General features: G+C 62.7%; 25 protein-coding genes and 1 pseudogene. 24 read left to right on the plus strand and 2 right to left on the minus strand.

Translation table 11 applies throughout. The features are described 5' to 3' along the window. Positions 1-47 precede the first annotated feature (47 nt). From fdxA to ACH49N_RS12900, 11 genes are all read left to right on the plus strand, one after another. The gene (gene fdxA / locus ACH49N_RS12850) at positions 48-371 is read left to right on the plus strand and encodes a ferredoxin (RefSeq protein WP_109331903.1); all 324 of its coding nucleotides are present in this window, start codon (positions 48-50) and stop codon (positions 369-371) included. Between the two features lie 2 nt (positions 372-373). Further along, the gene (gene dapC, locus ACH49N_RS12855; RefSeq protein WP_358272734.1) at positions 374-1,474 is read left to right on the plus strand and encodes a succinyldiaminopimelate transaminase; all 1,101 of its coding nucleotides are present in this window, start codon (positions 374-376) and stop codon (positions 1,472-1,474) included. A gap of 58 nt (positions 1,475-1,532) precedes the next feature. Next, the gene (locus tag ACH49N_RS12860) at positions 1,533-2,483 is read left to right on the plus strand and encodes a hypothetical protein (RefSeq protein WP_358272735.1); all 951 of its coding nucleotides are present in this window, start codon (positions 1,533-1,535) and stop codon (positions 2,481-2,483) included. Between the two features lie 41 nt (positions 2,484-2,524). Beyond that, positions 2,525-2,938, plus strand: coding sequence for a PPOX class F420-dependent oxidoreductase (locus tag ACH49N_RS12865; protein WP_159925401.1), 414 nt, complete (start codon positions 2,525-2,527; stop codon positions 2,936-2,938). Between the two features lie 146 nt (positions 2,939-3,084). Continuing rightward, the gene (gene pruA, locus ACH49N_RS12870) at positions 3,085-4,725 is read left to right on the plus strand and encodes an L-glutamate gamma-semialdehyde dehydrogenase (protein ID WP_159925402.1); all 1,641 of its coding nucleotides are present in this window, start codon (positions 3,085-3,087) and stop codon (positions 4,723-4,725) included. Then, complete coding sequence (locus ACH49N_RS12875) at positions 4,722-5,699, plus strand: proline dehydrogenase family protein (RefSeq protein WP_159925403.1); 978 nt, start codon at positions 4,722-4,724, stop codon at positions 5,697-5,699. Before pruA ends, ACH49N_RS12875 begins: the two co-directional genes overlap by 4 nt. Positions 5,700-5,751: 52 nt before the next feature. Next, positions 5,752-6,411 (plus strand): rhomboid family intramembrane serine protease, encoded by a 660-nt coding sequence (locus ACH49N_RS12880; protein ID WP_358272737.1) that lies wholly within the window; start codon positions 5,752-5,754, stop codon positions 6,409-6,411. Between the two features lie 12 nt (positions 6,412-6,423). Further along, the gene (locus tag ACH49N_RS12885; protein WP_358272739.1) at positions 6,424-7,824 is read left to right on the plus strand and encodes an acyl-CoA synthetase; all 1,401 of its coding nucleotides are present in this window, start codon (positions 6,424-6,426) and stop codon (positions 7,822-7,824) included. Between the two features lie 52 nt (positions 7,825-7,876). Beyond that, the gene (locus tag ACH49N_RS12890; RefSeq protein WP_358272986.1) at positions 7,877-8,917 is read left to right on the plus strand and encodes an NADP-dependent oxidoreductase; all 1,041 of its coding nucleotides are present in this window, start codon (positions 7,877-7,879) and stop codon (positions 8,915-8,917) included. A gap of 180 nt (positions 8,918-9,097) precedes the next feature. Further along, the gene (locus ACH49N_RS12895) at positions 9,098-10,336 is read left to right on the plus strand and encodes a helix-turn-helix domain-containing protein (protein WP_358272740.1); all 1,239 of its coding nucleotides are present in this window, start codon (positions 9,098-9,100) and stop codon (positions 10,334-10,336) included. Between the two features lie 113 nt (positions 10,337-10,449). Then, complete coding sequence (locus ACH49N_RS12900) at positions 10,450-12,090, plus strand: substrate-binding and VWA domain-containing protein (protein WP_358272742.1); 1,641 nt, start codon at positions 10,450-10,452, stop codon at positions 12,088-12,090. On the opposite strand, the pseudogene ACH49N_RS12905 reads toward ACH49N_RS12900, so the two are convergent. Further along, a pseudogene (locus ACH49N_RS12905) lies at positions 12,062-13,168 on the minus strand (amino acid permease); the annotation flags it as partial. The gene ACH49N_RS12900 and the pseudogene ACH49N_RS12905 overlap by 29 nt on opposite strands. 32 nt (positions 13,169-13,200) lie before the next feature. On the opposite strand from ACH49N_RS12905, the gene ACH49N_RS12910 reads away from it, so the two are divergent. Both ACH49N_RS12910 and ACH49N_RS12915 read left to right on the plus strand, forming a co-directional pair. After that, positions 13,201-13,383, plus strand: a complete 183-nt coding sequence (locus ACH49N_RS12910; protein ID WP_358272743.1) for a hypothetical protein — start codon at positions 13,201-13,203, stop codon at positions 13,381-13,383. Continuing rightward, positions 13,380-14,759: a recombinase family protein gene (locus tag ACH49N_RS12915; protein ID WP_358272745.1), complete on the plus strand. Its 1,380-nt coding sequence runs from the start codon at positions 13,380-13,382 to the stop codon at positions 14,757-14,759. The genes ACH49N_RS12910 and ACH49N_RS12915 overlap by 4 nt, the downstream gene beginning before the upstream one ends. Positions 14,760-15,000: 241 nt before the next feature. On the opposite strand, the gene ACH49N_RS12920 is transcribed toward ACH49N_RS12915, so the two are convergent. Then, the gene (locus ACH49N_RS12920) at positions 15,001-15,261 is read right to left on the minus strand and encodes a helix-turn-helix transcriptional regulator (RefSeq protein WP_358272747.1); all 261 of its coding nucleotides are present in this window, start codon (positions 15,259-15,261) and stop codon (positions 15,001-15,003) included. Positions 15,262-15,496: 235 nt separating this feature from the next. Here ACH49N_RS12920 and ACH49N_RS12925 point away from each other — a divergent pair, with 235 nt between their 5' ends. From ACH49N_RS12925 to ACH49N_RS12975, 11 genes are all read left to right on the plus strand, one after another. Further along, entirely contained in the window at positions 15,497-15,721 is a 225-nt protein-coding gene (locus tag ACH49N_RS12925) for a helix-turn-helix transcriptional regulator (protein WP_358272748.1), read from the plus strand. Further along, positions 15,718-15,867, plus strand: a complete 150-nt coding sequence (locus ACH49N_RS12930; RefSeq protein WP_358272750.1) for a hypothetical protein — start codon at positions 15,718-15,720, stop codon at positions 15,865-15,867. Before ACH49N_RS12925 ends, ACH49N_RS12930 begins: the two co-directional genes overlap by 4 nt. Positions 15,868-16,390: 523 nt before the next feature. Then, entirely contained in the window at positions 16,391-16,738 is a 348-nt protein-coding gene (locus ACH49N_RS12935) for a hypothetical protein (RefSeq protein WP_358272751.1), read from the plus strand. Positions 16,739-16,774: 36 nt separating this feature from the next. Beyond that, positions 16,775-17,512, plus strand: coding sequence for a hypothetical protein (locus ACH49N_RS12940; RefSeq protein WP_358272753.1), 738 nt, complete (start codon positions 16,775-16,777; stop codon positions 17,510-17,512). A 770-nt stretch (positions 17,513-18,282) separates the two neighbouring features. Then, positions 18,283-19,152: a hypothetical protein gene (locus tag ACH49N_RS12945; RefSeq protein WP_358272755.1), complete on the plus strand. Its 870-nt coding sequence runs from the start codon at positions 18,283-18,285 to the stop codon at positions 19,150-19,152. Next, positions 19,149-19,835 (plus strand): HNH endonuclease signature motif containing protein, encoded by a 687-nt coding sequence (locus ACH49N_RS12950; protein WP_358272756.1) that lies wholly within the window; start codon positions 19,149-19,151, stop codon positions 19,833-19,835. Before ACH49N_RS12945 ends, ACH49N_RS12950 begins: the two co-directional genes overlap by 4 nt. Next, entirely contained in the window at positions 19,819-20,688 is an 870-nt protein-coding gene (locus ACH49N_RS12955) for a hypothetical protein (RefSeq protein ID WP_358272758.1), read from the plus strand. Before ACH49N_RS12950 ends, ACH49N_RS12955 begins: the two co-directional genes overlap by 17 nt. Then, positions 20,685-21,137: a hypothetical protein gene (locus ACH49N_RS12960; RefSeq protein ID WP_358272760.1), complete on the plus strand. Its 453-nt coding sequence runs from the start codon at positions 20,685-20,687 to the stop codon at positions 21,135-21,137. The genes ACH49N_RS12955 and ACH49N_RS12960 overlap by 4 nt, the downstream gene beginning before the upstream one ends. Then, positions 21,134-21,508, plus strand: coding sequence for a hypothetical protein (locus tag ACH49N_RS12965; RefSeq protein WP_358272761.1), 375 nt, complete (start codon positions 21,134-21,136; stop codon positions 21,506-21,508). The genes ACH49N_RS12960 and ACH49N_RS12965 overlap by 4 nt, the downstream gene beginning before the upstream one ends. Then, entirely contained in the window at positions 21,501-22,094 is a 594-nt protein-coding gene (locus ACH49N_RS12970) for an ERF family protein (protein WP_358272763.1), read from the plus strand. Before ACH49N_RS12965 ends, ACH49N_RS12970 begins: the two co-directional genes overlap by 8 nt. Beyond that, positions 22,094-22,342 carry a hypothetical protein gene (locus tag ACH49N_RS12975; RefSeq protein ID WP_358272765.1) on the plus strand — a complete coding sequence of 83 codons (249 nt, stop codon included), beginning with the start codon at positions 22,094-22,096 and terminating at the stop codon, positions 22,340-22,342. The genes ACH49N_RS12970 and ACH49N_RS12975 overlap by 1 nt, the downstream gene beginning before the upstream one ends.

A 22,342-nucleotide genomic window follows, 5' to 3' on the forward strand; every position in this document is an offset into this window, starting at 1 on the left:
GTCTTCCGCAGCTCGTTGGTGGCGTCAGAAAGGCAGGGAGAGCGGCAGTGCCCTACACGATTGCTGAACCGTGCGTAGATGTGTTGGACAAGGCATGTATCGAGGAGTGCCCTGTCGACTGCATCTACGAGGGCGGGCGGATGCTCTACATCCATCCCGACGAGTGTGTGGACTGCGGTGCCTGTGAACCTGTCTGCCCGGTAGAAGCCATCTTCTATGAAGACGACGTCCCGGAACAGTGGAACGGCTACATCGCCGCCAACGTCGATTTCTTCGACGACCTCGGATCCCCCGGTGGCGCAGCGAAGTTGGGCAAGGTCGATTACGACCCACCGTTCATCAAGGCGTTGCCGCCCATGGGCGAGGACTAGATGTGTCGCGTATCTCGGTAGCCAAGGCACTTCCCGACTTTCCCTGGGACTCGCTCGAGTCGGCCAAGGCGAAAGCACTCGCGCACCCGGGCGGCATCGTCAACCTGTCGGTGGGCACGCCCGTCGATCCCGTTGCGCCGATCATCCAGGAGGCGCTGGCCGCGGTCGCGGCTGTCCCCGGATATCCGACGACGCACGGCACGGAGGAGTTACGTGTCGCTGCCGTCGAGTCGCTGAAACGCCGGTACGGGATCGCGGGGATCGATCCGGTCTCGGTGCTCCCCGCCATCGGTACCAAGGAACTGATCGCCTGGCTGCCCAGCCTCCTCGGGCTCGGGTCCGACGATCTGGTGGTCATTCCGGAACTCGCGTATCCCACGTACGAGGTGGGGGCGCTTCTCGCGGGTGCCCGCGTGATCCGCGCCGACGGGCTCAACCGGTTGGGGCCGGAGGCTGCGTCCCTCATCTTCGTCAATTCGCCGTCCAACCCCACCGGCAAGGTGCTGGGCCTCGAACATCTGCGCAAGGTGGTCGACTGGGCGCGGCGGCGCGGCGCCCTCGTCGTCTCCGACGAGTGCTACCTGGGACTTACCTGGGAGGGTGAGGCGCTGTCGATCCTCGACGAGCGGGTGAACGACGGCGATCTCACCGGCTTGCTCGCCGTGCACTCCCTGTCGAAGACGTCGAATCTCGCGAGCTACCGCGCCGGATTCGTCACCGGTGATCCCGTGCTGGTTGCCGAACTCCTCGAGGTGCGCAAGCACGCTGGGATGATGGTGCCACTGCCCATCCAGTCGGCGATGACGGCCGCGCTGTCCGACGACGAGCACGAGAACGAGCAGCGCGAGCGCTATCGTCGTCGCCGCGACATCCTCCTCGCCGCAGTACGGGGTGCCGGGTTCACCGTCGACGATTCCGAGGCCGGGCTTTACATCTGGGCCACCCGCGGTGAGTCGTGCCGCGACACCGTCGAGTGGTTCGCCGATCGCGGCATTCTCGTCGCCCCGGGGGAGTTCTACGGTCCCCGTGGCGGCACGCATGTGCGGATCGCCCTGACGGCCAGTGACGAGCGGATCGAGGCGGCGGCCGAGCGGTTGCGCTGAGGCGGCGGCCGAGCGGTTGCGCTGAGGTGCGGTGGTTCGCGGTGACAGGATTGTGTCCGTGAACCTCGACGATGTCGCCGACGAGTTGTACGGCCTCGACCCCGGCGAGTTCGTCGCGGCGCGCACTGCTCGGGTGGAAGCGGCCCGTGAGGCTGGGGATCGTGCGCTGGCGACTGCCATCGGGAAGCTGCGGAAACCGACGACGGTGGGGTGGCTGGTCAACCTACTCTCGCGCGAGTTGCCGGAGGAGGTGGGCGCGCTTTTGCAGTTGGGGGAGGCGCTTCGGGACGCTCAACGTCATCTGTCGGGGCCGGACCTTCGGAAACTGTCCGCCCAACGGCAGCAGGCAGTGAGCGCCCTGGCTCGCCGGGCGGGGGACATTGCGGCCGAGCGCGGGCGGCAGGTCGGTGAAGACGCTTTACGCGAGGTGGGGCAGACGCTTACAGCGGCGCTCGCCGATTCCGACACGGCGGATCAGGTTCGGCTCGGCCGGATGGTGACTGCTGCGAGTTACAGCGGTTTCGGTCCGGCCGGACTGAGTGTCGTCTCGGGGAAGCCGGCGAAGAAGAGCGAGAAATCGGGGAGCTCGACCGCGTCGGACGCGGGTTCGTCCGCGATGTCGGCTACCGAGTCCAAGCCGAAATCAGCGACCGAGTCCAAGCCGAGGTCGGCATCTCGGAAGGACACGAAGTCGGAGGCGCGCAAGCGCGACGCCGAGCGAGCGGCCGCCGAGACGGAGCTCGCCGAGGCCACGTCCCAAGCGGAGGAGATCCGGGACGCGCTGGGCAGTGCGCGGTCGGAACTCGAACAGGCGCGCTCGACGCTGGCGGAGATCGACCGGCGCATCGACGAGTTGCGCGCGGAACTCGAACACGCTGAGCAGGAACGGCAGTTCACCCGGAACGCCGAGAAGGTGTCGGCGGAGAGCGTGCGTCGGACGGAACGGGAACTCGACCGGGCCGAACAGCGGGTGGACGAAGCGAAGCAGGCGGTCCGGGATCTTCGGTGAGCACTTGACCTCCAGCGTGGTTCAGGTTTTAGCGTGAGTTCATGCCTTTCACAGACGACGAACTCGCGTACCTGTCCACTCAGCGCCTCGGACGCCTCGCGACGGTCCAGCCCGACGGGACTTTGCAGGTCAGCCCTGTCGGCTTCCACTACAACCCCACGACGTCGACGATCGACATTCAGGGCTATCGCATGGCGGCGAGCCGGAAGTTCCGCAACGTCGCCGACAACGGGCGGGTGGCCTTCGTGGTAGATGATGTTCCTTCCGTCGATCCGTGGCGGGTGCGGTGCGTCGAGATCCGCGGCCGGGGGGAGGCGATCGACGCGGACGCTGCGCAGACGCAGGGCCTCGGTGGCCCGACGATTCGTATCCATCCGCGTCGCATCATCAGTTTCGGTCTCGGCGCCGCCGACCAGGACGTGCATCAGATGGTCTCGAACGCCCGCGACGTGTAGTCGCGGCCAAAACCGGATGGCTCCCCCTCTCCGGCGCTAACCTGGGCACAGGGTCCAACTCGGTCGGGTGTCCCGTCCGAAAAGTTCCCGTCACAGTTCGTTCCCGGTCACAGTTCCTCACGATCTGAGGGCAGGAGGCAGGCAGCATGGACGCCATCACCCAGGTTCCGGTGCCCACCAATGAGCCGGTCCACTCGTACGCGCCGGGCAGTCCCGAACGCGCACGAATCAAGACCGCACTCGGCGACATCGCGACAAATCCCATCGACATCCCGCACGTGATCGGCGGGACGCATCGGCACGGCGCCGGTGACCGTGTCGACGTCGTGCAACCACACAGGCACTCCGCGGTGCTCGGCACGCTGCGCAACGCGACCCACGACGACGCATCTGCGGCCATCGACGCCGCCACAGCAGCAGCGCCGGAATGGCGGGCACTGTCTTTCGACGACCGAGCAGCAGTCCTCCTGCGTGCCGCCGACCTGCTGTCGGGACCGTGGCGGGAGACGCTGGCGGCGGCCACGATGCTGGGCCAGTCCAAGTCGGTGCAACAAGCGGAAATCGACGCACCGTGTGAATTGATCGACTTCTGGCGTTTCAACGTTCATTTCGCCCGGCAGATCCTCGCCGATCAGCCGATCTCGTCACCGGGTGTGTGGAACCGGCTCGAATACCGGCCGCTCGAGGGTTTCGTCTACGCAATCACCCCGTTCAACTTCAGTGCCATCGCCGGAAACCTGCCTACCGCGCCGGCGCTGATGGGTAACACGGTGGTGTGGAAGCCGTCGTCGACGCAGACCGTCGCGGCGTACTGGACCATCAAGCTGCTCGAGGCCGCCGGAATGCCACCGGGCGTCATCAATCTGGTGACCGGCAGTGGGCAGGCCGTGTCCGAGGTGGCGTTGAGCGATCCTCGTCTCGCCGGGATCCACTTCACTGGGTCGACCCGGACGTTTCAGCACCTGTGGCGGCAGATCGGGGAGAACATCGGCAACTATGCCGGTTATCCGCGGCTGGTCGGCGAGACCGGCGGCAAGGATTTCGTGGTTGCGCACGCCTCGGCGGACGAGGACGTACTGCGCACCGCGTTGATCCGGGGAGCGTTCGAATATCAGGGGCAGAAGTGCTCGGCGGCGTCCCGCGCCTACGTACCGAAGTCCTTGTGGCACAGGATGCGCGACACCTTCACCGCGGAAGTCGACGCGCTCACCTACGGTGACGTCACCGATCTCGAGAACTTCGGCGGCGCTCTCATCGACCGCCGCGCGTACGAGAAGAACGTCGCGGCCATCGAGCGCGCACGCGCCACCACCGGCGTCGAGATCGCCGTGGGCGGCAAGTACGACGACAGCGTCGGGTACTTCGTCCGTCCGACCGTGCTGCTCGCCGACGACCCGGTGGACGAGGCGATGACCACCGAGTACTTCGGCCCGATCCTGACCGTGCACGTCTACGACGATTCGGCGCCCGGTGCGTTCGCCGACATCCTCGGCGCGGTCGATACGGCGGCCCCGTACGCGCTGACAGGGGCCGTGATCGCCGACGACCGCCGTGCGGTGGAAGCCGCGACCTCCGCGTTGCGGTTCACCGCGGGGAACTTCTACGTCAACGACAAACCGACCGGAGCGGTGGTCGGACAGCAACCCTTCGGCGGCGCCCGCGCCTCGGGTACCAACGACAAGGCCGGCTCCAAGCTGAACCTTCTGCGGTGGGTGTCGGCGCGCACGATCAAGGAGACGTTCTCGCCCGCCACCGACTATCGCTACCCACACATGGGGTCGGAATGAAAGCGCCCGCGTCCCTCGCGAATCCGCTTCGGCCGGCGATCCTCGCGGCCTCGCGTTCGTCCCGGGTGAAACGGGCGGTCACGGGCACACCGGTCACCCGCAAGCTCGTCGATCGATTCATCGCCGGCGACGACCGGAACGCGGTTCTGCGCACGGTCCGCGACCTCCTCGACTCGGGCCGCTCCGTCTCCATCGATTTTCTCGGTGAGGACACCCGCGACGAGGAGGGAGCGCAGGCAACGGTCGACGAGTATCTGCAACTCGTCGCCGCCCTCGGAGCGTTACCCGAGGCGGCGCCCGGCGGGTCGGGCGTGCGCCGGCTCGAGGTGTCGATGAAGTTGTCGGCGCTCGGGCTGGCGCTCCCGGACCGTGGAACTGAAGTGGCCACCGAGAACGCCCGCACTATCTGCGCGGCCGCGGAGGCCTCCGGTGTCTGGGTCACCGTGGACGCCGAGGATCACACCACCACCGATTCGACTCTCTCGATCGTGCGCGAACTCCGGCGGGACTACCCCTGGCTGGGGGCCGTGCTGCAGTCGTATCTGCGGCGCACCGAACAGGACTGCCGCGAACTGGCGGGTGCCGGCTCCCGGGTTCGTCTCTGCAAGGGTGCCTATCAGGAGCCGGAGTCGGTGGCGTTCAAAGACCGTGCTGCGGTCGACGCGTCGTATTTACGGTGCCTCGAGGTTCTGATCGACGGATCGGGTTACCCGATGGTGGCGTCGCACGATCCGGCAGTCATCGCTGCAGTCGGGCCACTTGTGACGAAATCAGGGCGCGCATCCGCAGAATACGAGCACCAGATGTTGTTCGGCATCCGAGACCTCGAACAACGCAGGCTCGCGGGTGAGGGCAAGCAGGTTCGGGTGTACGTACCGTACGGAACTCAGTGGTATGCCTACTTCATGCGCCGCCTCGCGGAGCGTCCCTCGAACTTGCGATTCTTCCTCCGGTCGGTGGTCAGCAGGCACTGACATGGTGTGCCACGGACACGGGGCCGGGCCTGCGCCGTTGTAGAGTTTCGCGGTGACCACTTCAGTCGAAGGATGGACCGGTGCGGTCCTCTTCGCGGTGGTCCTCGTGCTGTCTGCGCTGCTCGGGCAGGTTCTCGTCGGCTACCGACTGCCGGCTCACCCGCCCCGGACCGCCGTCGTGCTGTGGTCGGTGGTCGCAGTTCCGTCGCTGCTGCAGATCGTGTTTCCGGCGATTCTCGATGCGTTCGATCGGGAGCCCGACCGGATCAGGGACGACCAGTGGTGGCGCATCGTCACCTCCGTCGCGGTTCAGGACGGCGGGATCGCCGGCACGCTGCTGAATCTGGCGGTTCTCGCGTGGGTGGCGCCGCTGGCGGTGAAGGTGTGGGGGAGCGCCCGGACGGTCCTGCTGTTCGTGGCCGGTCAAGTCATCTTCGGATTGTTCACCGCTTTTCTCTTTCCTTCCTCCGGCGCCGGCAACTCGGGAGCCACCCTCACACTCGCGGCCTCCATCGCCGGGCTGGTGGTCATGCAGTCGAAGGAATGGCGATCCCTCGCCCTCAGTGCGGGGGTGGTGCTGGCGGGTGTTCTGCTCGTCGCGGTAGGCGACGCTCACGGACTCGCGGTGCTCACCGGGGCATTGCTGGGCGCCGCCCTGGCGACCGTCAGTCCGCCCGTGGGAGACCCGGCCGGCGCCGCCCGCCCCCTGTGAGAAGCTGTCCCTGTGCTTCTGCGATCCCTGAATCCTGTGGCCGTCGCCCGCGGCGACGACATTCCTGACGCCGTCCGGATCGGCGATTCCACACTGTCGCGCAGTGATGTGCTCGGCGCAGCGACCTCCGTGGCGGAACGGGTCTCGCGCGCAGACCGGGTCGCGATCCTCGCCACCCCCAGTGTGACGACTGTGCTCGCGGTGGTGGGTTGTCTCATCGCCGGCGTCACCGCCGTGCCCGTTCCACCTGATTCGGGTCGCGCGGAACTCGAACACATCCTGCGTGACTCCGGGGCCCAGGCGTGGCTCGGCGAGGCTCCGCAGAACGCGGCGGGGCTGCCCGTCATCCCCGTCCGGCTTCACGCCCGCTCCTGGCACAGCTACCCCGAGCCGCCCGACACGGCCACCGCATTCATTCTCTACACCTCCGGGACGACGGGACCGCCGAAGGGCGTACTCCTCAGCCGGAAGGCGATTGCCGCCGGACTCGACGCGCTCGCCGAGGCGTGGGAGTGGACCGGCGCCGACACCGTGGTGCACGGACTCCCGCTCTTCCACATCCACGGGCTGATTCTCGGGGTGCTCGGACCGCTACGGTTCGGCGGCCCGCTCGTGCACACCGTCAAACCGGTCCCCAAGGCGTACGCCGCCGCCCGCGGAACGATGTACTTCGGCGTTCCGACGGTGTGGAGCCGCATCGCCGACGACCCCGAGTCGGCTCGTGCGCTGTCGAGTGCGCGGTTGCTGGTGTCGGGCAGTGCGCCTCTTCCGGTGCCCGTATTCGACAAGATCCGCGAGCTGACCGGCCTCGCACTGATCGAGCGCTACGGGATGAGCGAGACGATGCTGACCCTCAGTACGCGGGCGGACGGGGAGCGTCGCCCCGGCTGGGTCGGCGTCCCCCTTCGCGGCGTCGAGACCCGACTGCGGGACGAACGGGGCGGTGACGTTCCCCGCGACGGGAAATCGATAGGCGGACTGCAGGTGCGGGGTCCGATGCTGTTCGACGGATATCTGGGCCGTCCGGAGGCGACCGCCCAATCGTGGACCGAGGACGGTTGGTTCAAGACCGGCGACGTCGCCGTCATCGACCCAGGGGGGTTTCATCGCATCGTCGGACGCGAATCCACGGACCTCATCAAGTCGGGCGGTTTCCGGGTCGGGGCGGGCGAGGTGGAGACTTCGCTGCTCGGTCACCCGAGTGTGCGGGAAGCGGCGGTGGTCGGCGTTCCCGACCCCGACCTCGGCCAGCGACTGGTCGCCTTCGTGGTGGGGGAGAACGTCTCGGAGACCGAGTTGATCGACCACGTCGCCGCCGAACTGTCGGTGCACAAGCGACCCCGCGAAATCAGGGTGGTCGACTCCCTGCCCCGCAACGCCATGGGAAAGGTGCAGAAGAACCAACTCTTCTGACGTCGGTAGTGTGGCGTTCGGAACCGGACGACTACGGATGGGCAGGCGCACAGTGAGTGTCGACAGCATTGTTCAGAGCACCCGGATCGTCCTGGCGTCCCGGCCGGACGGCGCGCCCACGACGGACAACTTCCGTCTCGAGGTGGTCAGTTTGCCCGAACTTTCAGAGGGGCAGGTGCTGATCCGCGTCATCTACCTCTCGCTCGACCCGTACATGCGAGGGCGGATGAGTACCGCCGAGTCCTATGCGGATCCGGTCGAGATCGACGAGGTGATGGTGGGTGGCACTGTCGGCCAGGTGGTCGAATCGCGCCATCCTCAATTTTCTGCCGGTGACTATGTCCTCGCCTACGCGGGGTGGCAGTCGCACGCGGTGGTCGACGGTCGCCACCTACGCACGCTCGACCCCGCCGCGGCGCCGCTGTCGACCGCGGTCGGCGTTCTCGGAATGCCCGGATTCACTGCCTACTCCGGACTACTGAAGATCGGGCAACCGAAGGCAGGCGAGACCGTCGTCGTCGCGGCGGCGAGCGGACCGGTCGGTTCCGCGGTCGGCCAGATCGCGAAAGTGAAGGGCGCCAGGGCAGTCGGGATCGCCGGCGGTCCCGAGAAATGTGCCTATGTGTTGGAGAAGCTGGGTTTCGATGCCGTGGTCGACCATCGGGCTCCTGATTTCGCCGAACAACTCCGAGCCGCGGTGCCGGACGGTATCGACGTCTACTTCGAAAACGTCGGTGGCGCTGTCGCCGCCGCGGTGCTCCCGCTCCTCAACCTCTATGCTCGCGTTCCCGTGTGCGGTTTGATCGCCCAGTACAACGACACGGCGGCTCCCGAGGGGCCCGATCGGTTGCCCGGCTTCTTCACTCGTGTCCTGGTGAAGAGTCTCACCATTCGCGGTTTCATTCAGAGCGAGTTCGTGCCGGAGATGTTCGCCGATTTCCAGCGGGACGTTGCGGCGTGGATCGCGGAGGGACGCTTCGCCTACCGGGAAGACTTCGTCGAGGGCATCGAGAACGCTCCGTCAGCATTCATCGGCCTTCTCGAAGGAAGAAATTTCGGCAAGCTGGTGGTCCGGGTCGCCGAGGAGGACTGAGGTCCGCCCGGCCGGTGCCGGGTCTGCTCCCGACCGACTTGTGGTCCGCACATCGCCGTATTCCCCCTGCACAGAGCGTTGTCGTGATAAAACAGTTATAGAAGCGAACCCTCGTTATGTGCACGTGATGTCGATGGTGCGCGAGTTCGGTGTCATCCACATATTGGAGTGATGAGATCTATGACAGATCACAGTGCGGGGGCGGGTTTGCAGATTCTCGTCGACGGTAGGCCGGCTTCTGCCCCCTTGCGCGACACGCACGCAGTCGCCCGAAAACTCGTACGGCATTTCGCGGACAACGTGACGCCGTGCGGTTCTCTGCCCGGTGAGCAACTCCAGAGCGACGTCACCGATTTCACGGTCGTGTGCCTGCGCCTCGGCATCCAGATGCTCGACGGGGGAACTTCGCCCACCGACGAAGATCTCGCCGAAGTGCGGGACGCCTCGGCTCGGTGGGCCCGCGAGGGCTTCCCCTTGACGCTGGTTCTGCGCATCCTCCACGAGGGAATCACCAAGGCCGGCGACCTTGCGGCGGCCAACGCCCGCGAAGAGGACCTGCCGGGCCTTCTGGTCATCCAGAAGGTGATGTTCGCGCTTCTCGAGTGCGTGACGGTCGCGGCCACAACCAGCTACGTCAACGAACTCGAGGCGGTCAACAGTGAGCGCGACGGCGCCGCCGTCAACCTCGTCACGGCCCTCCTCAGCGGTCGGAAGGCGGCGTCGGCCGCCCGGCACGCCGGGGTCGAGCCGGCGGAGAATTACGTCGTCATGGGCCTTGCCGTACCGCCGCATCCGGCAGAGGCGATCGCGCACCGGCGGAAGGCGGTGGTGGCGCGGCAGAAGTTACGGCGACTGCAGATCGAACTTGCCGAGGCCTCCGGCGGGGCAGCCCTGTGCTCGCTGAGTCCCGATGGCGGCACCATTCTGCTTCCCGGCTCGCCGGAACGGGCGTGGATCGTGTCGCTGCTCGACCGCGTCGGCGCGGCCGCGGAAGTACCCCTGACCGCGACGGTGAGCCGGGTCCGTACGGCGGACATCCCGACGGCGGCCGAGCAGGTACACGAACTTCTCGACCTCGCACATCAGCTGTCGTTGGCTCCAGGTCTATACGAGATGAATGATCTGGCACTCGAGTATCAGCTCACCCGTCCCGGTCCGGGCCGCACCCATCTCGCACGCCTTCTCGATCCGTTGGCGAACTCACCGGAGCTGGTCGAAACCCTGGAAGTGCACATCAGCCACGACTTGAACCGTCAGCGCACCGCGAAGAAGATGCACCTGCACACCAATACGGTGGACTATCGGTTGAAGCGAATTGCGCAGCTGACCGGGTGCGACCCGACGCGACCTTCCGGCTTGCGTCAGATACAGGCCGCGTTGGTGGCCCGGAAACTCGAGGTGGCCCAACGCGAAGGCTGACCCCCGGGTCGGCCGATACGATCGCCTGACCACGAGCGTCGGTATCGAACCTGCAGTGCAGCAAAGCGTAGAAGCTTCGGCAGATCGTGACCGAAAAGTCAGGGAGGCAGGCGATGGCCGGAGGTCGTCATTCGAGTACGCGCGACGAGCGCGGCGGCCGTTCCCTCGGGTTCTACGTCGTTTGTGCCGCCGTGGTCATCGGTCTGGTGGTGTCCGTCGTCGTCATCGTGCAAGCGGTGCGTTCCTGGACCGGTGGCTGCGACCGCCTGGTCGATTACACCCTTGCGGCGGACCCGAGTATCGCGCCGGCGGTCACCGACATTCTGAGCGCAGCGAAGGACACCGACACCGGTTGCGCCACCATCGCCGTCAGCGCTGCCACCTCGGGTGACATAGCCGGACGGTTGGGCAAGGGCGCCGACGCCCCCGACTTGTGGATCCCCGACACCGGGGCGTGGGTAGGGAAAGCGGCACTCACCGCTGCGGGTCCGGTGGAAGTGATGACGGGGTCGGTCGCGTCTTCGCCCATCGTCCTGGTGTCCCGCGAAGGTGAGGCGCCGGCGGCCGAGACCTGGCTTGCTGCGCTGCAGTTGAAAGAATTGCAGCTCGGTAATCCGCTCGTCACCGGCGTCGCACAGGGGCCGATCGACGCAGCCCTCGCGGAAGGCCGATCGGACCCAGTGTCCGCGGGCACCGTGCGGGCCGCCCTGGTGCCCCTCGCGCAGGAGGAGAGTGCGCGCACCGCAGACGAACCCATCGGCGAAGAGATGCTGCGCGGGGTAGCCGACAACGGCGGCGTCGCCGTCGCCACCGAACAGGCCGTAGTGAACTACAACGCCGATACCGGTCAGGCGCTCGCTGCGACGGTGCCTCCGACGGGCAGCACCTTCGTGAATTATCCGTTGGTCGTCACGTCTCCGGCACCCGACCGCCACTACAAGGCCACCCAGGTTGCGCGCGCCGTCGCGGGAGTTCTCGGGAGTGACTCCGCTCGAACCGTGCTGCAGAACAGTGGTTTTCGTTGCCCAGATGGCAGCCCATTGCCTGACGGGCGCGGGGTCGGTGAGGTCCCCGAGCTGGGGCCGGTGGACGAGACGGTGTTGCAGGAGGCACTCGGTGCATGGGCGTTGATGGCGCTGCCCATCCGCACCCTCGTCGCCATCGATGTGTCGGGGTCGATGGAGACGCCGGCAGGAAACCGGTCTCGGATGGACCTCACGGTGGACGCCGCGCTCGCCGGGAACGCCATGTTCCCGGACAGCGTGTCGGCGGGATTGTGGGCCTTCTCGCAGGGTCTCGGTGGGGGACCGCAGGACTACCGGGAGATGGTGCCGATCCGGCGCTACGACACGGTGGTCGACGGCCTCACACAACGGCAGATCATGGCCCAGCAAGCGGAGAAGGTGGACGGTCTCGTCGGCGGCGCCACGGGGCTGTACGACACGGCGTTGGCCGCTTTCAGGACCGTGCAGGAATCGTACGACCCACGCGCCGTCAACAGTGTGATCATCCTGACGGATGGTGCCAACGAGGACCCGGACTCCATCACCAAGGAGCAGCTGCTGAGCATCCTCGAGCGGGAGCAGGACCCGGCGCGTCCCGTCATCATCGTGACGATCGGTATCACCGACGACGCCGACGCGGCTACTCTCGCCGAGATCTCGCGGGTGACGGGTGGGTCGAGTTACGTTGCGAAGGATCCGGCGGATATTTCCAACGTGTTCGTCAACGCGCTCGCTGCCCGGGGTCGGTAGCGGGAACGGCCTTCCTGCGGTATCGCGCGTTCAGGAAGGCGAGCGCGGTGATTCCGAGGAACAGTACGCACGTCGAGAACAGCTGGGTGCGGGCGTCGGTGTCGAAGAGCATGAGCACGACGAACCCGCCGAGAAGCGCGAGCGTGGCGTAGCTGAGCCAGGGGAACAGCCACATCCGCACCGTCAGCTTGCCCTCACGTTCGAGGCGCGGACGCAGTCTCAGGTGGGAGACGACGATGAAGATCCAGATCACCAGAAGCGCCGAACCGACGGCATTGAGAAGCAACCCGAGCAGGTCGTCGGGCAGCCACCAATTGAGGAGCACGCTCACGAAACCGAAGAACACGGACAACAACACCGCGTTGAGCGGCACCCCCGAGTGGGAAATCCGGGCCATGAACGCCGGACCGTCGCCGCGGCGGGACAACGAGTACGCCATCCGGGAGGTGCCGTAGATATTGGCGTTGAACGCCGAGAGCAACGCGATCACCACGACCAGTTCCATGAATCCGGCCACGTAGGGAAGGTGCGCCTGATTCAACACCGCCACGAAGGGTCCGCTCTTCAGATCGGACGAGTCCCACGGGAGGACGAGCACCATGATCGAGATCGAGCCGATGTAGAAGACGCTGATACGCCAGACGACGCTGCGGACCGCGACGGCGATCGACCGTTCGGGGTTCTCGGACTCGGCGGCGGCGATGGTGACGATCTCGATACCGCCGAAGGCGAAGGCCACCACCAGGAGACCGGCGGCGACACCGGCGAACCCTTCGGGCATGAAGCCGCCGTGTCCGAGGAGGTTGGTGGTACCGACCGGCTCGGTATCGGGGAGCAGCCCGAACACGAGCAACACACCGATTGCGAGGAAGGCGATGATGACGGTGACTTTGATAGCGGCGAACCAGAATTCGAACTCACCGAAGTTGCTGACTTTGGCAAGGTTGACGGCCGCGAAGAAGATCACGAACACCAGGGCAACCACCCACTGCGGGACCCCGGGCAGCCAGCCGCTGACGATGCCCGAGGCGCCGGTGATCTCGGCTCCGAGGACCATGATCAGCATGAACCAGTAGAGTTTGTCAAACTGGCAGTGCTACGGTTGGCCGCATGAAAGACATTGTGAGGGAAGGCGCTGGGGCGCTGCAGGAGTCTCGGTTGCGGGACAACCTGCTGAGGACTGTTCGCGAGCAGATTGCACAGGGTGGTGCCCTGCCGCCGCTGGAGGGGTCCGCGGAGTGTTTCCGTGATGAGCTTGTTGCACGCGTTCGTGAGATGGATGAGGGCGAATGAGGGTCTTCATCTACTGCCGTATCTCGAAGGACCGCACTGGTGCCGGGTTGGGTGTTGAGCGCCAGGAGGCTGACTGCAGGAGGCTCGCAGACAGCCTGGGGTGGGATGTGGTGTTCGTTTATGCGGACAACGACATTTCGGCGTACAGCGGCAAGCCTAGGCCTGGCTACACGGCAATGCTCGATGCGCTGCGGCGCGGGGAAGCGGAAGCCATCATTGCATGGCACACCGACAGGTTGCACAGGTCTCCTGCGGAATTGGAGACGTTCATCAATCTTTGTGAAACAAACCATGTGACTGTTAGGACAGTTCAATCCGGGGAATTAGATTTATCTACGCCTGCTGGGCAGATGACCGCCCGGATTGTTGGTGCGGTAGCAAGGCACGAGATTGATCATGCCCGTAAGCGGATGAGTTCCGCCCATGCGCAATCCGCGAAGAATGGAAACGCTCATGGCCGGGTCCCTTGGGGCTACAAGGCCGTGGTGGATGATGTTTCGGGCAGTATCATCAATCGGGTCCCGCACCCACAGAATGCACCAATTATCCAGGAGGCTGCCCGCCGCATCTTGGCTGGTGAGACCGGATATTCTATTGCTAAAAGCTTCAACGAACGTGGCGTTCCTACCCCCCAAGGGGGTGCTAGGTGGCACACTTGGGGTATTCATACAATGGTCAAAAGTCCCACCTACGCAGGATTTAGGACACACAAAGGGTTTGTAACGAAAGGGACTTGGGAACCTATAATTACCGCGGAGGACCACGAGAAAATCGTGGCCCTTCTGTCTAAGCCGGGTAGGCGGTCCCATCGCGGGACTGAGCCGAAGTATCTTTTGTCAGGGATTGCCATATGTGGTGTCTGCAAATCTGTCGTACACCGAAACAAGTCACACGGGCGTGACGCGTACACATGCTCGGCGAACACCAGGTGTGTCAGCCGAAACCTCAAGCAGGTTGACGATTACATTACGAAAGCGGTTCTTGCTCGCTGCAAGACTCTTTCGATCCCTAGTAAGTCTCGGCAAGACCCGGAGGCGGCTGCTGCAGCCGATGAGGCGCGCACCCTTCAAGAGACTCTCGAAGAGTACGAAGAGATGGCCCAGAAGCTTGAGATCGCACCGGCCTCGTTCAAACGTATCGCGCAGGAGTTGCAGCGGAAGATCGAAGACGCTGAGCGGAGAGCCGCGCCATCCTTCGCCATCCCAGAGCTAGAGCAGCTAGCCGGCCCTAACGCACCCGAGGTGTGGAAGGGCATGGGCATCCTCGGGAAGAGGAATGTTGTTCGGGCTCTGATGACCGTGGAGATCAAACGCTCGTCTCGGGGGACGCGCAAGTTCAGGCTAGAAGACATCGACATCACACCGATACGGCTGTGAGTGTCACACCGTGCTTGTATCGTTCGAACAAAGGTTCGAACGGACTGACTGAGGGGAACGACTGAAGATGATTCGCACTGCTATGGGTCCGCTGTTGAAGGAGTTGCGGTCCATGGATTGCGCCGCGTTGGGTGAGCGGTTGGGCTTGAATGCACAAGAACTCCACGACCGCCTGAATGGGGTGGTGGAGTTCAATGTGTGGGAGCTTATGGTGACTGCCCGCTGGTTGGGTCGCCCTATGTCAGTCGTCTTTGCTGCTTTCGATGGCCTGTTCGGCGCGCCCGGCAAGCTCTCCGACGGTGATGCCGAGGGCTTGGGCGATCTTACCTAGCTGGGTAATGGTTGCCGATCTGGTTCCCTTTTCGATGCGCCGGATTGTGGAGTCTCCCAATCCGGTCGCTTCGATTAGTTGGAGTTGAGATAGGCCGAGTGCAATACGGGCGAACTGGATCTGCTTACCGAGTTCAATGAGCATCGCTGCGTCTTCATCGTTCGTTCCCATGTGACTGATAGTAGTCCAATTGGACCGATGCGCAAGTGCATCCTTACTTCGCGGTAAGGGGCGGTTGGTTTTATTTGTTCCTGATGTGTTTCGGCTTCTTATGCCCCAGGCTTTGTACCTGGGGTTTTACTTTTTCTGTGCCCTGACCTGCAGGTCTGATGTGACTCGAATCACATCCTTGAGATTTCTGCCCAAACGGGTTGCAATCGGTCCATATGGACCGTAATCTAGCCATATGCAACGAACCGACCAAGCCGTATCGCAGACGATACGACAAGTCCTCCACGAATCCGCTGCATCGATCCGCTCAGTTTCAACCTCTACGGGGATCCCCCGCCGAAGGCTGAAGAAGAAGCTGGCCGGCACCGCACGTACGGGATTCAACTTCTCAGAAGTGCACAAGATCTGTCGGCACGTAGGGGTGAAAACCTCGGAAGTGTTAACACGGTCAGGTACATGACCGAGGAAGAGTGGATCTCCAACTTCCTGGCCAAGTGTGAACCTCTCTCTCAGCGCCAGCTGGACATCTTGACATTCGAGTTTCAGAAGGCCGCGGAGTCTGTCGTCCAGAACCCCGCATCTCTTGATGTGCAGCTTGCTTCCTGATTCCTTCTAGTCCCGGAGTGGTGACCCTCAGGGTCGCGGTTCGATTCCGTGCCGGGACGCGCATTCCCCGATGGGGCTGCATTCAGTTTCTTTCTTCCAGGTCCTGCCAGACCTGTTCGCAGTTGTGGTGCTTCGTCAGATCGCTGTCTGCATGTTCCCTGAGAATTCCATAGTGCTGCGTGGTGCCGTGTAATCGTACCTGAACCTTTGCGTGACGTGTCCGCAAGGGGTGGTGTCGGTAGCGGTGGAGTACGCAGGTTCGACACGAAATACGGGACAAGTAGTCCTACACCAGCTGTTGCTGAGGTAACGGTGTCGAGCGCAATACATCTGAGAAGTAGCCCCATGTGAGTTGTTGGTTGTTGTTCCGGTTCGAGCCCGGCATGGGGCGCGCATGTTGATACCGAATCACTGAGGCGGGAGATGTCATGAAGTCAGTTGCGTTGGTTGCCCTTGAGTTGTGGTCCACGGTTTCATTCGCCCAGATGTGGTTGGCGGATTCGATCATGGAGCAGATGGGACTGTGATTCCGGCGAAGTCGGTCCGTGAAATCAACGGGCAGAAGGTGTATTTGAGTCGGCACGCTACGGAACGTATCCAGGATATGGCGTTGGATCCTGCGGAGGTTGTTTGTGCTCTGACGAATCCAGACGATGTAGTTGAGTCGCTTGCGTATCCAGGTGCGATGAACCGGCGGTTTGGTCGTGTCACCTTGGCGACGAAGTTCGATGGGGACGTGATGGTGGTTGTGACTGCTGTGTGGTCTTCGCGGGAGGATTGGCAGCGGGATTTTGATGTTGCCCCGTACTCGGATCGTGAGCGCCGAGAGAGCTTTGGCCTGACAGGTGTTGGCGCACCTGCCAGGCCGTGAACGTAACCCCACCTGATGAGAGAAGAGAGTTGTTCGATGTCTGAATCTATCACTGTGCCGGTTGAAACGCATTTGGCTGCGTCTCGGGCGTTGGTGTTGTTGGTGAATGAGAATGCTGAGTTGCGGTCTGAGGCTGCGTATCAGTGTGAGCGTGCTGATCGGTTGGCGAAGGATTTGGCTGTTGCGGTCGGTCATCCATGTGTTGCGGGGGTTGAGGCTGAGGTTGATGAGCCGATCTCGTATGCGTTGGTGGAGGAGTTGGAGCCCGAGGTTGCAACGGTCCGCGTTCCTCGGGTGTTTCATCACGGTGACGTAATCCCCGAAGACGTGAAGGTGGTTGAGGCTCAGCCTTGGTCTTCCGATGACACGCAGTACTACGCATTCCGGAATCATGGGGGTGGCTGGGAGTTCGCAACCCTCGAAGATGCGATTCGCTTGGCAGGTAAGGGCGTCGAAGACGAAGGTTTCGAAAGCTTCTCTGGCGATGACTACCCACTGACTGAAGTTCTCCTCGAAGCCCCCGAGTCGGTTGCTTACACGCTGCGTGAGGCTGCCGAAATCCTCAACCAACAAGGCATCGACACCGGTCAGAACCGACTCAAGAACTTCCTGAACACCGGCATCGCCTGGACGGACGGATTCGGATCCCCACGCCCGGTTGCTGACAAGTACCTGGTCGAAACCGACAAGGCGAACGGGCATCGGCCGGCTGTGGTTCGGGTCACCCCTGAGGGTGTTTCCGAACTGGCACGAGTGATGGGCATGGCTGTCTGATGCGGAGGCGTGTTGAGGTTGCTGTGTGGTCTGCGGCTGCAGTGTTCATCGTCGGCTACCCCATGTGGGCTTACGTGGGTGGTGTGGCGTGACGTTGGAGGAGCAGGCAACCAAGTTGCTGAATGAGAATGGTTGGGTTGAGCCGCGGGTGACGTTCGCGGATCCCGCGGGCACAGCCACTGATATGGATGCCATTGTGAATGGTCCGCGCTGGCTGTCGAAGATGGTTGCCCGCAAGCACAATGTGAGGTTGCGGTGAAGGCGCTTTCGAAGGATGACTTCATTCACGAGTACAACCATTTTCGGGACTTTGGGTTCTCGGATGAGCAGATTGCGTTCCGTTTGGGTATGACGTTGGAGCATTTGGTGCGTCGCGCTCGGAGGTTGGGTGTGCGTCGGCCTCAACACTATGAGGTGCAGGCTGCGGTTGTGTTGGATCGTTTGATTGCGTCTGGTGAGGTGTTCACTGCTGAGGGGTTGCCGTGTACGGCTGATGAGACGTTGGCGACGAGGTTGTTGCAGTCGAATGCGAAGCGGATTCGTCGCGTTGGTTCTCGGAAGTCTGCGTTGGATCGGCATGGCAAGCGGGTGAATTTGTATGTCGGTGCAGCAGCTGCCTAAGCCTGATTTGCCGGATGGGTTTGATGTGGGGTTTGCGTCGGTGATGTTGCTGGCGGGTTTGGCGTATTTGAAGTTTCGTTTGGGCTGGTTCTAGCCCGATTCCCTTTTGTGTCCTTCGTGGGGCACTGCTATGCCCGAAAGGGGCTGTTATGGCTGAACTGTCGTTGACTCTGGATGAGACTCGCAAGGCACTGAATGCGGTGCTCGATGGTCATCGGATCCGGGATGGGCTCTTTGATGTGTGGATGAAGCTGGATGGTTACCACGATCAGTTGCAGTACGAGGAGGATGCACGTAAGGCCCAGTTGGCGCTGGATAAGGCGCTTGAGGATGAGGCTGCTGAACTGGAAGCCCTGGGCGGCACTGAGGCGGCTGAGCGTGGCTGGAATGCGCTGCGGAAGCGGAACCCCAACCATGATGCGAGTACGGGTTGCCGGGAGATCAAAGCGTTCGGGGATTTGCCGCACAAGTTGAAGGTGACGTATGCGGTGTTCGCGCAGGCGGTACTGAACGATGGCGAGGATGAGCCTGAAGAGTTGGCAGACTGGGAGAAGGAGCTCCTGGCTGCTACTGAGCCTCACGTCTTCAAGGAGGGGGACCGGGCGCGGATAACAGGCGAAGCGATCTGGGGCGTTGATATCAAGAGTGAGACGTTCAAGACTGGCGATATCGTTGAGTTCAGGCACAACGGGGTTGAGGACAGCGACGGAGACCTGTTCGTTTGGCCGCACGGTGGCGACGCGTATGGGGACTACATTCAGGCGTCTTCGCTCACGTTGATCACTGAGCCTCGCAAATGGGATCGCGCCGAGGATGTTCCGGACGGTGTTTGGTTCACCCCGCAGGACGTAAACGACAACGGAAAGTTCCTCCGCGGCTCGAAGCGTGGCTACTACGACTTCGCGGACTACCAAGGGAATGTGAACGCCAATGAGTGGTTCGACTCCACGGTGGTGGCCCCGCCCAACTCGTTGTATGCGAACCGGTACGCGCCTTTCGCTGAGGTGCTGCCCGCTTGAAGACTTGCAATCGATGCAAGCAGGAAAAACCGTTTGAAGAGTTCGGGAAGCTGACGCACGCCCCTGACGGGTTGCAGTACACCTGTAGGGGCTGTCGTCGTTCCCGGCAACGCGCCTATTACGCCGCGAACAGGGAAGCCTTCGCGGCCAAGGGCAAGGTTCGATACCAGGAGAACAAAGAGAAGATCCTGGCAGTGAACAAGGTGTGGCGTGACGCTAATCCCGACAAGTGCAGGGAATACTCCCGAAGGCACTACGAGGAGAACAAGGACTCAATCCTTGACTACCAGCGTAGGTGGGCGGATGCGAACCGGGATAAGCGCCGGCTCTACGTCAAGCGGTACGACGAAAAGCATCGTGCCCAGCACAGGGCATACATGGCAGTCCGAAACGGCCAGATCACCCATTCACGCGTAGCAAAGATCAGTCCGGAGCGTATCGCCTCCCGGATGACGTACTTCGGAAACAAGTGCTGGATGTGTGGCGGACCGTTCGAGCATGTCGATCACGTCAAGCCCATCTCCAAGGGTGGCCCTCACATGTTGTCGAACATCAGACCGGCGTGTGCGCCTTGCAACATCAAGAAGGGCGCGAAGTGGCCCTACGAAACTAGGAGTCAAAATCACCGACTACGAAATTTTGCGTTCCTACAAAGGGCAGCCATGGGTGACCCAGAACGGTGAACCCCTCCAAGGTGAACACAAGAAGAACCGCTTCAAAGAGTGGTTCCTCGCGACGAACGCAACCGCCTACTCCCGCATGTCAGGGCACTCCAAACTTCTAGACGACCAGTCAAACTTGATCGACTGGGCTGCCTGCCAGGCCGCAATGGGTGTCATCCGATCCGACTCCGCCAGGTCTGACCTGTACTCGCTGATGAACGAGTTCAACGGTGACCCCTGGAACTCGGACGGCAAGAAGCGTCTGAAGGATGCTGTGTGGAAGGCGAGGCAGGCTGCAGGGTCTGAGACTGCCTCATCTGCTGGCACCGAGTTCCACATGCTGGCCCAGTTTGAGCATGAGGGTAAGTCGCCGGCGTTTGTGGCACCGGAGTTGCGGGGCTTGTTCGATGAGTACCGGCGCAAGGTGTCGCGGTTGGAGTTCCTGGGTGCGGAACTGTTTGTGGTCCAGGACGAGTTGCAGTTGGCTGGTTCTACGGACTTCGTTGTTCGGTTGCCTGATGGCTGCACGCTGACCCGGTTCGACGGCACTGTTGAGGACATCAGCAACAAGGTTGTCATCGGTGATCTGAAGACGGGTAAGCATGACCCGAACTATCCGTTGTCACCTACCACTCAGCTGTCTGGCTACAGCCACAGTGTGCGTTATGACCAGAAGACGGGTAGGCGCTGGGAGATTCACCCGGAACTCGATCCGACTGTTGGCCTGTTGGTGCACTTCCCGATTCTTACTGAGAATCCCCAGGTTGGTTTGTACCCGTTGGATCTGTCGTTTGGTTGGGAGGCGGCGAAGGTTGCGGCTGAGGTTAAGCGTGTGCGGAAGATCCCCAAACTGAAGGAGTTGACTGCTGCGTGATCAGAAACCTGGATCAGATCTCCGAGTTCCGCTTACAGGAAATCCTTCACTCACTGGAGTGGCTGGAAGGCGACTACGACGCAGAGAAGACCGCGATTCGTTCCCGCCTTGAGGAGTTCTCGGAAGAGCGGAAGCGGGTTCGCGAAGAGTACCAACGCCAGCTGGCCGCGGAGGCTGAGAAGCGCAGAGTTGCGATGGAGGAGGAGAGGAAGCGTCAGGAGTCGGATCCCCAGTTTGTGGCTGCGGCTGCGGGCTGGGATGCGATGAAGGCGCTGGTTCCAAATCTCGATGGTGTTGGTTCGTTCGCAGAGTTGCCGGATGCGCTGCTGTTCCGGTATGCGGCGTTCGCTCGTGGTGTGTTGGGTGTTCCTCAGCCGCGGGGTTATGTGCTGTCGCAGAACCAGTTGGTGGGTCGAACTGAGGTTCCGGATGAAGTGAGGGTGCTGTGAGTTTGGATGATAGGTCGCTGGTTGCGGCTGTTCGGGAGTTGGCGGCCGAGAACCCCGACTACGTGTACAAGAACCAGGGCGGGCAACAGGCTGGTGGCGGCACATCGTGCTTCTACGTTCATGATGTTGGCGGCAAACTGTGCGGTGGATGCCTGATCGGTCAGGGCGCGATCCGTGCGGGTGAGCCGATTGCTGATGTAGCTGCATGGGATAACGCTGACGTTGCGGATGCGCAGTCGGTGTTGCCTGACTCGCTTTCCGATCGGGTGCGCGCTTGGGCATTCCAGGTTCAGGTGAAGCAAGACATTGGCTGGGCCTGGGGTGCCGCGGTGAAGTACGCAGACGAGATTGAAGGCGATCCTCTTGACTAACATCGTTCAGCTTCTCTCTGAAGTCTCGAAGGCGGTTGGTGCCGTCAAGAAGGACCAGAAGAACACCGCTCAGAAGTTCAACTTCCGCGGCATTGACCAGGTGGTGAACGCAACCCACGAGGCGTTCACTGAACGCGGCATCATTGTCACTCCGAGGGTTGTCGAGAAGGACACCAGGGAGATCACATCGGGTGGCGGTAAGCGTCAGGCGTGGGTGTTGCTGACGGTTGAGTATGCGTTCCGCAGCACTGATGGTGCGGTCTTGACTTGTGAGGTGGCCTCGGAGGCCACTGACTTCGCGGATAAGGCAACAGCTAAGGCGATGTCGGTTGCGTATCGTACGGCGCTGCTGCAGGTGTTGCATTTGCCGACTGACGACCCGGATCCTGATTCAGAGTACGAGGAGCGGGGGGCGTCACTGGTTGAGGTTGCTCGCGGTCAGGTGATTGATCTGCTGCGGGCGAAGGAGATCGCCCCTGATGCTGCAGCGGCGTTGTTCACTGAGTTTGGTGGTAAGGGCAAGATCTCGGAGTGTGGGGATGCGGAGTTGCTTGAACGGTTCCGTGCGCATGTGGCAGGCCTCTGATGAGTGACCGTGGAGAGATCGCAAACATCATCGAGCGGACGTTGCGTAATGACGAAACGTCGATGAACAACTACACGGATTGCACGTATCTGACGGATGCCACGTTGGATGGTCATTTCAACCTGGTGGCGGTTGCTGACGCAATCATTGCTGCCGGGTTCCAGAAGGTGGCAGCGGTCGAGCCGTGCGACTACACGTTCTCGCATACGCGCCATTGGTGCGGCAATCCGACGTGCAGGGAGAGTTGA

It is taken from the genome of Rhodococcus sp. NPDC019647, assembly GCF_044389235.1.
Lineage (GTDB): Bacteria > Actinomycetota > Actinomycetes > Mycobacteriales > Mycobacteriaceae > Rhodococcus_F > Rhodococcus_F oxybenzonivorans.

Bases quoted from the DNA above. Each gene is read 5' to 3' on its own strand.
- ACH49N_RS12865 (WP_159925401.1), top strand. From the start codon at position 2,525: ATGCCTTTCACAGACGACGAACTCGCGTACCTGTCCACTCAGCGCCTC.
- pruA (WP_159925402.1), top strand. From the start codon at position 3,085: ATGGACGCCATCACCCAGGTTCCGGTGCCCACCAATGAGCCGGTCCAC.
- ACH49N_RS12875 (WP_159925403.1), top strand. From the start codon at position 4,722: ATGAAAGCGCCCGCGTCCCTCGCGAATCCGCTTCGGCCGGCGATCCTC.
- ACH49N_RS12895 (WP_358272740.1), top strand. From the start codon at position 9,098: ATGACAGATCACAGTGCGGGGGCGGGTTTGCAGATTCTCGTCGACGGT.
- ACH49N_RS12900 (WP_358272742.1), top strand. From the start codon at position 10,450: ATGGCCGGAGGTCGTCATTCGAGTACGCGCGACGAGCGCGGCGGCCGT.
- ACH49N_RS12910 (WP_358272743.1), top strand. From the start codon at position 13,201: ATGAAAGACATTGTGAGGGAAGGCGCTGGGGCGCTGCAGGAGTCTCGG.
- ACH49N_RS12915 (WP_358272745.1), top strand. From the start codon at position 13,380: ATGAGGGTCTTCATCTACTGCCGTATCTCGAAGGACCGCACTGGTGCC.
- ACH49N_RS12920 (WP_358272747.1), bottom strand. From the start codon at position 15,261: ATGGGAACGAACGATGAAGACGCAGCGATGCTCATTGAACTCGGTAAG.
- ACH49N_RS12925 (WP_358272748.1), top strand. From the start codon at position 15,497: ATGCAACGAACCGACCAAGCCGTATCGCAGACGATACGACAAGTCCTC.
- ACH49N_RS12930 (WP_358272750.1), top strand. From the start codon at position 15,718: ATGACCGAGGAAGAGTGGATCTCCAACTTCCTGGCCAAGTGTGAACCT.
- ACH49N_RS12940 (WP_358272753.1), top strand. From the start codon at position 16,775: ATGTCTGAATCTATCACTGTGCCGGTTGAAACGCATTTGGCTGCGTCT.
- ACH49N_RS12945 (WP_358272755.1), top strand. From the start codon at position 18,283: ATGGCTGAACTGTCGTTGACTCTGGATGAGACTCGCAAGGCACTGAAT.
- ACH49N_RS12975 (WP_358272765.1), top strand. From the start codon at position 22,094: ATGAGTGACCGTGGAGAGATCGCAAACATCATCGAGCGGACGTTGCGT.